Genomic DNA, 12,968 nt, shown 5'->3' with positions numbered 1-12,968 from the left:
GGTTGGCAATCAAAAATTAAAAACAACTAAATTTGTATCTTTGACCAATTAGACAGATTTATGCACAATACATCCGCCCAGTTTGACGACGTTATCAAGGCTTGCAGAGACCTTTTTCAAAAGAAAATGAAAGATTATGGAACCGCTTGGCGCGTCCTTCGTCCAAGTTCTATTACAGACCAAATCTACATCAAAGTAAGCAGAATCAGAACGTTGCAAATGACGGATGTGAAAATGGTGGATGAAAGCGAGGAAGACGAATTCATTGCGATTATCAATTATTCTATTATTGGATTGATTCAGTTGGAGAAAGGTTTTTCTGATGAACTAAATGCTAATCCAGAAGAAATCATTAATCTTTATGATTCTTACGCTCAAAAAGCAAAAGAATTGATGGAACGCAAAAATCACGATTATGGCGAAGCTTGGAGAGATATGAGAATTTCGTCCATTACAGATTTGATTTATCAAAAAGTTTTGCGAACTAAGCAGATAGAAGATAATCAAGGAAAGACTTTGGTTTCCGAAGGTTTGGATGCCAACTATTTTGATATGCTGAATTATGCAGTTTTTTGTCTGATTAAATTTAAAAATTAATACCGAAAAAAATTATGAAAGCAGTTTTACGCTACATTGTTGCACTTATATTCATCGCTTCCGGATTTGTAAAAGCAGTTGACTTAAAAGGATTCTCTTTCAAGCTGGAAGAGTATTTCTCTCCAATTGTTTTCAATTTACCGTTTTTGGAAAAATATGCTTTGGCATTTTCAATCATTGTTGTTGTTCTGGAGTTGGTTTTAGGATTTATGTTATTGATGAAAATCAAGCTTAAAGAAACGCTTTATGCACTGATCGGACTTTGCGTTTTCTTTGGTTTTCTTACGTTTTATTCAGCTTATTATAATGTTGTAACAGATTGTGGATGTTTCGGAGATGCACTGAAATTCACGCCTTGGCAATCATTCTGGAAAGATATTACACTTTTGGTTTTATTAATCGTATTAGCTTTTCTTTATAGAAAAAGAGAAGAAGATGAAAAGGTAAGATTTGGAAAATTACCATTGCTAGGTGTTTTTGTTTTGATCATGATTTTCGTGATGTACAGAGGAATTGCTCACGAGCCGATGATAGATTTCAGAGCTTATTCTATTGGAACTGATTTAGCGGATGAGAAACAAAAGATAGCACAAAATCCTTCTGAATATAAGACTTTTTATTCACTTAAAAATTCTAAAACCAACGAGGTTAAAAAAGTAGATCAGGACGAATACATCAACAAAGAATATTGGAAAGATACCAGCTGGCAAATCGAAGACGGAAAAACAACTTCTGAAATCGCTAAAAAAGGTTACGAGTCTGAGATTTCGAAATTCAAAGTCGAAGATGCCAATGGAAATCCAATTACAGACGAAATCCTGAAGGAACCAAGAATTGTTTTAGTGTTTACCTACAAACCAAAAGAAGCAGATTCCGAGTTGGTTAAAAAAACAGAAACTAAAGCTTTGACTGAAAAAGCAAAAGTCTACGGAATCAGCACACAGCCTAATTTCTATAAACAAATCCCAAATTATCTAATGGACGAAATCGCAATCAAAACCATCGCGAGAAGTAATCCTTTTATATTGATTTTGGAAAAAGGAAAAATAGTGGAAAAATTAGGAGCAAAAGATTATTTAAATCAAGATTAAATTATATAATGAGAAAATCAAATAAACCTATCGCAGGCTATCATTTATTAATGATTTTGTCCGCTGTGGATGGCATTATCAAACCGGAAGAAGGTCTTAAAGTTCAGGAATATATGGCGGAAGAATTTCCGTTCCGTCTCAATTTGGATGACGAATTGGAAATCATTGCACAACTCACTTCCGACCAGTGGAAAGACCATTTTGAATTTCACGCAAAATGTTTTGAAGACGATTCTACAGAAGCGGAAAGAAAAGACTTTATTCAGTTTGCAAAATCACTGATTAAAGCTGATAATGAAGTAAGTGATGAAGAACATCAATTCTACACATTATTAAAAAACATTTGGAACTTAAATTAAAAATATAATGAGAAAGAACATTGTTGCAGGAAACTGGAAAATGAACAAATCTTATGCTGAAGCGCAAGAATTGATGGCTCAGCTCTTGGAATACAAAAAAAATAACACGACCAACTGTGAGGTTTACATTGCTCCACCAGCTTTGTATCTTACAACTGCGAAAGAAGTTTTCAAAAATGGGGAAGTAGGCGTTTTTGCTCAGGACGTTTCTGAGTATGCAAGTGGCGCTTACACGGGCGAAATTTCTGTTGATATGTTGACTTCTGTTGATGCAGACGGAAGTCTGGTTTCGCATTCTGAGAGAAGAACTTTCCACGGAGAAACCGACAGCCATGCCAACAGAAAAGTAAAAGCACTTTTGGACAAAGGTTTGACGCCAATCTATTGCAATGGCGAAAAATTAGAAGAAAGAAAAGCAGGAAGGCATTTCGAAGTTGTAAAAAACCAAACAGAAACTGCTCTTTTCACACTTTCCGCTGAGGAAATCAAAAAAGTAGTCATTGCTTACGAACCAGTTTGGGCTATCGGAACCGGCGAAACAGCGACTGCAGAGCAGGCACAGGAAGTTCACGCTTACATCAGAAGTCTGATTGCTGACAAATACGGAAAAGAAGTTGCTGACGAAGTTTCTATCCTTTACGGAGGAAGTGTGAAGCCGGACAACGCTAAAGAAATCTTCTCTCAGCCAGATGTTGATGGCGGTTTGATTGGCGGTGCAGCACTTAAAATCGAAGATTTTTCCAAGATTATCGAAGGATTCAATTCTTAATAAAATAACATTTTGTCAAATCGAAGAACTGGTGTAACCAAAGTTTTTTCGATTTGACAATTTTTTTTAAGGAGCTTAATCCCGCTTTCCACTATATCTTTTTTGTTTTTAGAAGATTTGTCATTCAATCGAACTGAGGAACAAAAACAAAAAAGGATGTCGTTGCAATCGGGGCTATGGATTTTGTCATCCAAACCAATTTTGTCAACAATTGAACTTTATCCATATCTTTCCTTTTCTAAAATAAAATCACAAAATGAAAATAGAACATCTCGGTATCGCAGTCAAATCTCTATCAGATTCTGATGATCTGTTTGCCCGACTTTTAGGAAAACCAAATTACAAACAGGAATCGGTAGAAAGAGAGGGTGTGACAACATCATTCTACGAACTTGGAGAAAGTAAAATCGAACTTTTGGAAGCTACAAATCCAGAAAGTCCAATAACAAAATTTCTAGAGAAAAAAGGAGAAGGAATCCATCATATTGCATTTGGAGTAGAAAATATCCATAATGAGATTGAGAGACTAAAAAAAGAAGGATTTATTTTCATCTCAGAAGAACCCAAAGAAGGTGCTGATAATAAATTAGTTGTCTTTTTACATCCTAAATCAACTAATGGAGTATTGGTAGAATTGTGTCAAGAAAAACCTTAAAAGGTTTGGTAGATAAAGAAATTTTGTTATTTTTGCACACACAAAATTTAACCAAATTTCGAGGTCCTATAGCTCAGTTGGTTAGAGCACCTGACTCATAATCAGGTGGTCCCTGGTTCGAGCCCAGGTGGGACCACATAAAGCTAAACTTAGTTAAAATTGACTAAACATAGCTGAACATAAAATCCTTGTATTCATTAGTAATGCAAGGATTTTTTTGTATATTTAATTTTAGGTTTGTTCAGTTATATTCATAACATTATGTCCCTATAAGTGTCCACGCAGTAAAATAAAGTGTCACCAAATAGTACTATTATGAAAATTAATTTCTATTTAAAAGAACCAAAAGCTTCAGAATCACTGATTTTGGTTGCTATCAGTCTCAATGGAAAGAGAGCCAAATATTCCACACAACAAAAAATTGGTTGTAAGCACTGGAATAGAAACAATATGCGAGCAAAGCCAAGTATGGCAAATTCATTTAATTTAAATAAGATACTTAATACAATTGAGTCTAAAATACTTTCATTGTATACAAAAAATTTTGTAGAATTTGATAAATCCAATAGTGAGAGATTTTTTAGAGAGATAAAATCTTTTCTAACAGGCAAATTTGAAAACTCTGAAAATGATCTTACAGTTGATAAAACTCTTGAAAAATTCATAGAATTAAAAAGAAGCAGCTTTAAAGAAGGTACAATAAAAGCATACACTACGCTTAGAAATCATCTTAAATCCTTTTCAAGTACTACGCAAAGAAGCGATTTATCATTTGATGATTTGGATTTAAGTTTCTTTGATGGTTTTATTAACTATTTAAAAATAGATTGTAAGCAGAAGTCTAATACAAGATCAAAGCAGATCAAGAATATGAAAGCTTTCTTAAAATTTACCTATGATAGACATTATCATAAAAATAGAATTTTTGAGATGTTAACAAGGGAGCATGAGAAGGGTCAATTTGTAGATTTTAGGGAGGAAGATTTCGATAAAGTATTAAATGTTGATTTGTCCAATGATATTAATTTGGACATAAGTCGAAGATTGTTCTGTATCAGCTGTTTAACAGGTCTTCGATATTCAGACGTTTCATTGATTAATTATGAACAAATAATTGACGGGAAATATCATTTTAGAAATATAAAGAAAAATACACCTGAAATTATACCTATGTCAGATAGGGCTATATTGTACATTAAAGAATTTCATAATCTTTATGGGGTTGGCAAAAGTTTTACTAATCAAACTATCAATAAGCACCTTACAAAGATTCTAATAAAAGCTGAGGTAAATAAGGTAACACTAATTAACCAGAAAAATTATAAGGGTGATATAGAAGCTATCAAAAAACCGTTGTATCAATGGATCACATTTCATTATGGTAGAAGATTTTTTATAATAGAATGTTTGAAGAAGGGGCTAGACCCACTTGAAATTATGCAGATTACAGGTCACGAAGACTTTAGTGTTTTCCAAGGGTATGTGAAGTATGCGAGTGAAGATACAGCTAGGAAGTTAAGCGATGCATGGTGAAAATTATCCTTGTGGCAGTTGGGCAGGGGGAATCAGCAAAATACCATCTTATGGTAGGGGGAACAAATCATATAGTTAGTGTATTCATATATTTTAATGAGTTTCCAAAAAAATAAAAAAAATCGTCGCATAATTGCAACGATTCGATATTATCGAGGTGATAGTTTTATTGCTTTATTAAAATTACTTCTGTTGATTCTACAAATAAATTTCCATTTTGTAATGTATGTCTGTCTTCTCTCTTCAGTTCCAATCTTGACCCAGTAATTTTATATGTAAAAGAATTGTGTGTTTCGTAAGCTATTGATTTTTGAAATAAAATACTATTACCTTTTATTTCGTATGTCATTTCACGTAACTTACCATTAATTAGGTTATCTACAACACTATTGTTGTTTTTAAATTCAAATGTTGGTCTGGGAATTGTGGATTCCCAATCATCAACTGTAGTTCCAGTATTTTCAAAGTTTGAGATTCTATAAGAAGCTAAAATCCATTTTCCCGTAATATTTACTGAGGTTGAATTTGAAGTGTCATTATTTTCGCACGAAATTGTTATTAATGCAAAAAGCATTAGTAATATCTTGTTTGTAAATTGTTTTCTCATGATTTTTGGTTATTATTTATGTGTTAGATATTATTTATGTCTTGGTAGGATTAATTCAATCAAACAATTTGGTTTTTGTATGGGTAGTTTTAAGTAACTTATGTAAAATTCAATTTAATCTCTTTTGTATTGAAAATTTTAAATAGCTTAAAATTTCTAGATATTGAATATTTTCTATATAATAATTCTTGTCTATGTAACCATAATTTCTGATATATCTTTCAAACATATATTGGATTCCGTAGTTATTATAATTATTCCAATTGTTAATACAAATTTGTCTCAATGTTTCGATTTTTGTCCTACTAATAATATTTGAGATATAATCAATGTTATCTTTTTTAACCCTGAAAATTCCTTCATTTTGTTGATAAATATTGTATAGCTTAAATCTGGTAATGTCTGTGCAATTAAATTCCTGACAATAGCCATTTATAGATATTGCCAACGCTAAGGAAAATATATATTTTTTCATCTTATGTTTTTTTACATTACCAAGAATATATTTCATCATAAAATTGTTGGAGATAATTTAGCACAGATTGAGTTACATTGGAATTTCCGTAATCATAATTGGAATTATTTATCTTAATTATAGCATTCTGATATGACTTGATGTAAGATAGTTGAGATTCAGATAAACCATTTTTAGATTGAATGCGAATAAGGAGGTTTATTTCTTTGTTTAGAGCTACAACTTGACTAACATTTTCTTTGTATCTAGCCTCTTTCTCGGCAAGAATCTTCATCGTAAATTCCTGATTAGTTGGCTCAATCCAGCCTTGTCTTGGTTTTCTATACTGTGCATTTAGAGAATTAAAGAGTCCAGTAAAAATAAATACTGAAATTGTAAAAAAAAATTTCATGACTTTGAATTTTAATGCTCACTAGTTCCAGAGTGAGGATTATAAAATGCAGAAAGCGTGGAACTATAACTTAATTTGCCAATAGGAGGCTCTGGTAAGCCCTGTAACACAAACAAGAATAGCCCACGCCATAAGCGTGAGCATCAACTGTTTATTCCGTGTTACATTTTGAATTTACCAGATTCCCTATAACAGAATAAAAGCTAACGCTTTATTATTTCGATATTTCTTTAAGTACAAAAATAGAAATTTTCTAAAACAAAGATGAAAAATTTAGATAAATTATTACATTTGAATTATAATCTTTACTATAACCTATGAGAATTTCTAAAATAAAAATTGAAAAGTCAGAAACTAAAAAAGTTAATTTAAAAGAAATAGATTTAACAAAGAAACCGCTAGGGTCAACTGTAGCTTTGGTAGGAAAAAATGGTGCTGGAAAATCACGAATCCTAAAATTAGTTGAAAAGTATGCAAATGAAATAACTGCAGATAAATACTACAATGATTTTATAACTAATATACCAACACAAATTATTGGAAGACAAAAAAAAAATGTAGAGTCTCTAAGGATTCAATTTAATCAGACAACTGATACTGAAAACATTGAAAAACACCCATCTTTTTTAGGTTTTTCAGCATTTAGAGAGAATTTTAAAAGATTTAGTACAGCTTATATAAAGGTTGTTGATAATGATGATTTAAAGATTATTAAGGATAACATAAGTGGTAAGTTGACATTTGAAGATATTATTAATATTGATTTTCTTGATGAAAATAGGAATGTAATTATCAATGAATTTTCCTTATTTAATAATCTTTCAACAATTGAATATTTTAAAAGAATTTCAACTGAAATTATTGGTGAGGAATTTAATTTGTATTTAAAAAATAAGACTAACCCTTCTATTATTGAAGAAAGTATTAAAATAAATAAATCATTTCAGCTTTTCCAATGTTTTAAAAAATATGTCAAGCAATTTTTAGGAAAAGAATTTACATATAGTCAAGTTACTCAGGGCAATGTTATTAATAGTATATTGCATTTGAATGAGGAACCTTTTAATATAGATTTATTAAGCCCAGGACAAAAAATGCTATTTGCTTATGCGATATTATTTTTTTTCTTAGAGACAAACTCTAAAGCTAACATTAGAGATTGTATCATTATAATTGATGAGCCTGAAAAACATTTACATCCTGAAGCACAAGTTAAATTAATAGGTGCGTTAAAAAACATCATAAGCAAATCTGGACAGCTATGGATTGCAACACATTCAGTTCATATATTATCACATTTAGATTTTGATGAAATTTTAATGGTGAAAAATGATTCTATAATTCCACCTTCGAGAACTACACCTGGTAATTCTTTTAACGAACTTATGGGTTTAGAAGACCATGTAATGGAACTAACATCTTTTATAAACTCAATTTCGGAGTGGGCATACGGAAATTTTATGGTTCAGTGTTTCAAAAATCCAGATGTTGTTTTTTCAAATAATACAAATGATCCCCAGTTTATATTATTTAAAGATTTCGTTCAAAAAAATACTACAGTAGAATTGTTGGACTTTGGGGCTGGCAAGGGTAGAATTGGATATACTATATCTGAAGATGGAGATACTGCAAAAAAGATAATCTATTCAGCATATGAACCCGATAAAGAAAATGAGGTTCTATTATTACAAGTTCCTACTCTTAATAAATTATATTACCTCGATTCAGAAATTCCTAAAGACAACTATGATATTGTGGTGCTGTGCAATGTGCTCCATGAGATTAACCCAAACGAATGGATAGAATTATTACTTCTTATAAAAAGTGTTTTAAAAGAAAATGGTATGTTAATTATCATTGAAGATAGGTTTCTGCCGAAAGGAGAAAAGGCACATGAATTCGGTTATATTATTTTAGGAACAATTGAAACTAAAATACTACTAAATTCTAATGAAGTAATTAATTTAAAAATTGACAATAAAGATTTTGAAAATAGAATAATTTTTAATGCTTTTAAAAAATCCCAAATTAATCCAACAATGAAAAGTTTAAAAAGTTCTATTGTTAAATTGATGGATAATACAATGTTAAATATAAAAGAACTGAGAAGTGATAAAAATGATGTTAATCAAGGAAGGCGAATGGCTAACGAAACACAATTGTATATAAATTCGAAATTGTATTTAGATAGTTTAAAGTAAAAATACTAATAGAAATTTTATAATTGAATAGATATTTGCGATTTACAAAGCTATTGAAAATTAGTTTTCAAGGTATGTTAATGTCAATATTAAAAAATACAACTATTTGAATGCTGCCAACTTTATAGACGTTTCTATATTTTTTTAATGTAGTCAATCATATCACATATTAGTATATTAAGTGAATTAATAATATCTTCAATTTTATGAGCGGTAAATAATACTTCTTTATTAACATTATTTAATTTAAATCCATATGCATGAGCCAGTGGATCATTTATTCCTATTAATGAGTATGTTTCTGAATTGTGAAAAGAATGTTTGTAAGCATTTGAAATATCATTTATTAGTACCAAGAAATTAAGATGTTTAGACTTTATATCAGGTATGAAATCATTAGTTTGAATTAGCTTTCCTATACAATCAGTATTTATTTTTTCTGGATAATTATTTCCATTTTGCTTCAAAAATTCTAATACAAATATTAATGAAATTAGTTCATCAACAGTTTTTCTAATCCAATAAAATATTTGTTCCGTCAAAAACTTCTGTTTGTAGTGAAGTGGGGTTTTCCTCATTCCATCTTGTAAAGGGTCAGGATCAATCACTAAATTTAGTAATATGAAATCTGAAAAAAGTTCTTTAATTAAATCATTAACATTATCAATTCGTTGTACAATTTCTAGCCATTTTAAATCAAAATTACAATATTGTGAATGTGGAAATTCCCTAATGATATTTTCTGAATGGAGAGCCCAATCATATTTTTTCTGAAAATCAATTTTAGGAATATTATTATAAATATTTAGCAAATATGGATTTGCATTTATTTGTTTGTCAAAATCTATTATTTTCATTTTATGTTTATTTACTATGTTTCCGAAAAGCTGCAATTGTTTGATAAATTCCGTATCCGACAATGATCTTGAATAAAAAGAATGTTAGCAACAAAAAACCATTCGATTCATAATTTTTATAGATTCGTACATCTAGCGAAAAAGTAAATTTAAGCCATTCACCAAGTATTTCTTGAAAAGATGCTGAAGGTACATTGTTGTCCAAACTAATAACAAATTCATAACTATTATTTTGTGAAAAATTATTTATAAGTAGTAATAAAAAAAATCCCAAAAAACTAACTAACATTGTAAATAATATTCCTTGTATCCAATTACTTCCAAAATTATTAGAAATTTTATTTAATGTGAGTATAGCTCTATCATTAAAACTTATATTTTTATCATTTAATAAAATATTTTGTTCAAGAACATTGTACTTAAGAAAATCTACTTTATTTTCTGTTTTGTATAATTGATTTTTAATAATTCTGATTGTTCCAATATCAACTAACTTTAGGGAAATTATTTTGAAACCATTAAAAAATGCAATTTTGTCAAAATGAACACTTTTAAATTTGATTTTGTGAACTGTTGTTGAGTTGAAAGAAACTATATCTTTGAAAAATACTCCTTCGGTAGCTATCTGATAAAAGGTGCTTTCATCAAAAAAGACACTTTTTTCAAATATACATTCTATAAAATTAATTGAACTTTGTGACTTAGATGGAACTTTATCCAATCTACAAACTTCATTAAAGCTTGTTTGTTCAAATTTTAACTCTTGTCCATATATTGAACTTTTGCCTATAAATTCATTTAAAACTGACTTTTTTATAGTTGAATATTCCATTAAATTATTTTTCCAAAACTGAAAATAATTTTTATTTACAAGTTTATCGAAATGTAATCTTTTAATATTATTAGAATTAATTTGTATAGTTATAAAAATACAGTTATTAACATGAAAACTATTAATATTATTTAATCTAAAATCCAAATCAGCAATTTGTGTGTGAATATTTAAATTATGAAGTATTAATGAATTAATATTATTGTATTTCTCTGGGCTTCCTGAAATACTTAGATACTCTACATCTAAAGTTGATATGTGAAAATGGTTTGAATTTATATTAACATTACTAAACTCTATTTTGTATAATTTGCAATCTTTAATGAATAAATCATTTGAGATTGTACAATTTATAAATTGTATAGACTGAGAATGATTATCTCCTTCTTCGTAATTTCTAAAATTAATTCTTCCTCCAGTAAATATGCAATTTTCAAAATAGAATGATCTATCATACATTTCAATATCAATGCTATCTTCAAGATGCACTTGTTTGTTAGTAAGCTTAATTGTTTTAAAATTAGTGTTTTCAATAATTGCTTGGAAAATCTCAATGTCAATTTTTTGCATATTTCAAATTGTGTTAGATTAGAATTTTTTAATTAAGAATTACGCAATATTTAAAGTTAATGTAGCTTTTTTAATAGTCTTATTTCGTTTTTTAATTCCAAAAACATTTCTAAAATCTCCGAATTTTTGTCTTTTGAAGTGTTCGTTAATTCTTTGGTATTAATACTACAGGCAAATTCCCAAATTTCTTTGATTTCTGCTAATGGAATTTTATATGGCTCATAAAAACTGTTATCTGCTTTGACCCAAATGCCATCTGCTTCGTGGAACTGAAATCTTTTATAGCTGATACCATCATTAGTTGTTATGAAAACATAAGTTCTGTCTGTTTTCAAATCAGAAAGATTTTCGACATACTTTCCTACGATGTAAGTTCCATCTTTATAGGGCGGCATAGAATCACCTTCAGCAGGAAAGGCTCTGAATTTACCGCCTTTTAGAAATGGTAATGAAATTGTATCAAGACTTTCTATGTATTCAGGGTCACTATAGCCATTTAAATAGCCCATTGAAGTCTTTTGTGGGATAATCTCAATTTGATCGTTGCCGTCATTATCAACCCTTATGGGTAAAACAATCCTATTGTCGGGAAGTTCCATAATCTCATTGATGGAGTATTTACTGACATTGACAGTTAATAACAAATCGATACTGACTTTGTAATATTTGGAGATTTTAAGCAAAATATCAAGCGGAGGCTCTGTCGCCCCGTCTTCGTACTTACCATACCTCCCTCTGGTAATTGATAAATCATCCGCAACTTTCTGTTGTGACATATTCAGCTTACCTCTTAAATACCTGATGTTTTCTGATAAAATTGACATTGCTATAATTTATAGCAACAAATATACAAAATTAAGCTACAAAACGTAATAATTTTGAAGCGTGGAAAAATCAATTGTTCATATGGATCTGGATACGTTTTTTGTCTCTTGTGAGAGACTGAAAAATTCCAGTTTGAATGGTATTCCTGTCATTATTGGTGGTGGTGATAGGGGAGTTGTGGCTTCCTGTTCCTATGAATCAAGATATTTTGGTGTCAGAAGTGCAATGCCTATTAAAATGGCACTAAGATTATGTCCTGATGCGAAAGTTATAAAAGGCGATATGGAATATTATTCCAATATGTCGCATACGGTTACAGAAATCATTCAGGAAAAAGTACCTTTATTGGAAAAAGCAAGTGTTGATGAATTTTATATTGATCTCTCAGGAATGGATAAATTTTTTGGTTGCTATAAATGGACAAATGAAATTGCAGGTGCTGTTACAAAAGATACAGGTCTACCCATTAGTTTTGCATTATCCACTAACAAAACCGTTTCTAAGATTGGAACTGGTGAATCCAAACCTACAGGAAGATTGGAAATCCCTCCACAGAATATTAAACCTTTTCTAAATCCATTGTCTATCAAAAAGATTCCTATGGTAGGGAATGTGACATTTCAATTGCTTTCAAGGCTTGGCGTGCGAACAATTCAAACTTTATCTGAAACACCTGTTGATGTGTTGCATCAATTAATTGGAAAAAATGGTACTGAACTTTGGAAGAAAGCCAATGGCATTGATGAGACACCTGTTATACCTTATTCCGAAAGAAAGTCCATATCATCAGAAAACACCTTTTCTCAGGACACTATTGATATTCAGGGAATCAAAAGTATATTATCAGGAATGGTTGAACAATTGGCATTTCAACTCAGAAGTGAAAAATGGCTTACATCAGTTGTAGTTGTTAAAATAAGATATTCCAATTTTGATACTGAAACCAAACAATGCAGAATACCTTACACATCTGCTGACCATACATTGTTAAAGTATGTTTTAGATTTATTCGACAAACTGTATTCCCGAAGAATGAGAATTCGATTAATTGGTGTTAAGTTCACAGGATTGGTACACGGCTGTCATCAGATGAATTTGTTTGAAGACACCGAAGAATTAATCAGCCTCTATCAAACAATGGATAAACTGAAATTGAGGTTTGGAAATACAAGTGTAGGCAGAGCATCTGGCTTATTATAAGAGTTA

The 12,968-nt window shown here is 30.2% G+C and carries 13 protein-coding genes and 1 tRNA gene; 9 read left to right on the top strand and 5 right to left on the bottom strand.

The window, feature by feature from the left end:
- The first annotated feature begins 60 nt into the window (after positions 1–60).
- The 7 genes from KI430_RS03300 to KI430_RS03270 all read left to right on the top strand — a co-directional run bounded on the left by KI430_RS03300 (position 61) and on the right by KI430_RS03270 (position 5,004).
- Entirely contained in the window at positions 61–597 is a 537-nt protein-coding gene (locus KI430_RS03300) for a DUF1599 domain-containing protein (protein WP_248876854.1), read from the top strand.
- 14 nt (positions 598–611) lie between these two features.
- Entirely contained in the window at positions 612–1,688 is a 1,077-nt protein-coding gene (locus KI430_RS03295; protein ID WP_248876853.1) for a BT_3928 family protein, read from the top strand.
- Positions 1,689–1,696: 8 nt separating this feature from the next.
- Positions 1,697–2,047: a TerB family tellurite resistance protein gene (locus KI430_RS03290; RefSeq protein WP_120214217.1), complete on the top strand. Its 351-nt coding sequence runs from the start codon at positions 1,697–1,699 to the stop codon at positions 2,045–2,047.
- Between the two features lie 7 nt (positions 2,048–2,054).
- Positions 2,055–2,816 (top strand): triose-phosphate isomerase, encoded by a 762-nt coding sequence (tpiA, locus tag KI430_RS03285; RefSeq protein WP_248876852.1) that lies wholly within the window; start codon positions 2,055–2,057, stop codon positions 2,814–2,816.
- Positions 2,817–3,072: 256 nt separating this feature from the next.
- On the top strand, positions 3,073–3,471 hold the full coding sequence (gene mce, locus KI430_RS03280) for a methylmalonyl-CoA epimerase (RefSeq protein ID WP_248876851.1): 399 nt from the start codon (positions 3,073–3,075) through the stop codon (positions 3,469–3,471).
- 62 nt (positions 3,472–3,533) lie between these two features.
- A tRNA-Ile gene (locus tag KI430_RS03275) sits at positions 3,534–3,607 on the top strand.
- A 179-nt stretch (positions 3,608–3,786) separates the two neighbouring features.
- Positions 3,787–5,004 carry a tyrosine-type recombinase/integrase gene (locus KI430_RS03270; RefSeq protein ID WP_248876850.1) on the top strand — a complete coding sequence of 406 codons (1,218 nt, stop codon included), beginning with the start codon at positions 3,787–3,789 and terminating at the stop codon, positions 5,002–5,004.
- A 166-nt stretch (positions 5,005–5,170) separates the two neighbouring features.
- Here KI430_RS03270 and KI430_RS03265 read toward each other — a convergent pair whose 3' ends face one another.
- Positions 5,171–5,611: a hypothetical protein gene (locus tag KI430_RS03265; RefSeq protein ID WP_248876849.1), complete on the bottom strand. Its 441-nt coding sequence runs from the start codon at positions 5,609–5,611 to the stop codon at positions 5,171–5,173.
- Positions 5,612–6,102: 491 nt separating this feature from the next.
- Complete coding sequence (locus KI430_RS03260; RefSeq protein ID WP_248876848.1) at positions 6,103–6,477, bottom strand: hypothetical protein; 375 nt, start codon at positions 6,475–6,477, stop codon at positions 6,103–6,105.
- A 317-nt stretch (positions 6,478–6,794) separates the two neighbouring features.
- Between KI430_RS03260 and KI430_RS03255 the strand changes: the two genes are divergently transcribed.
- Positions 6,795–8,678 carry an AAA family ATPase gene (locus KI430_RS03255; RefSeq protein ID WP_248876847.1) on the top strand — a complete coding sequence of 628 codons (1,884 nt, stop codon included), beginning with the start codon at positions 6,795–6,797 and terminating at the stop codon, positions 8,676–8,678.
- 134 nt (positions 8,679–8,812) lie between these two features.
- Here the strand turns inward: KI430_RS03255 and KI430_RS03250 are convergent, their stop codons facing one another.
- From KI430_RS03250 to KI430_RS03240, 3 genes are read right to left on the bottom strand one after another with little or no spacing between them, the layout of a single operon-like run.
- Positions 8,813–9,535, bottom strand: coding sequence for a hypothetical protein (locus KI430_RS03250; protein WP_248876846.1), 723 nt, complete (start codon positions 9,533–9,535; stop codon positions 8,813–8,815).
- Between the two features lie 7 nt (positions 9,536–9,542).
- Complete coding sequence (locus KI430_RS03245; protein ID WP_248876845.1) at positions 9,543–10,937, bottom strand: hypothetical protein; 1,395 nt, start codon at positions 10,935–10,937, stop codon at positions 9,543–9,545.
- A gap of 56 nt (positions 10,938–10,993) precedes the next feature.
- Entirely contained in the window at positions 10,994–11,761 is a 768-nt protein-coding gene (locus KI430_RS03240) for an XRE family transcriptional regulator (RefSeq protein WP_248876844.1), read from the bottom strand.
- 61 nt (positions 11,762–11,822) lie between these two features.
- On the opposite strand from KI430_RS03240, the gene dinB reads away from it, so the two are divergent.
- Positions 11,823–12,962 (top strand): DNA polymerase IV, encoded by a 1,140-nt coding sequence (gene dinB / locus KI430_RS03235; protein WP_248876843.1) that lies wholly within the window; start codon positions 11,823–11,825, stop codon positions 12,960–12,962.
- The last annotated feature ends 6 nt before the right edge of the window (positions 12,963–12,968 follow it).

This window comes from Epilithonimonas zeae, from assembly GCF_023278365.1.
Classification (GTDB): Bacteria; Bacteroidota; Bacteroidia; order Flavobacteriales; family Weeksellaceae; genus Epilithonimonas; species Epilithonimonas zeae_A.
This window is presented reverse-complemented; position numbering and strand designations above follow the sequence as displayed.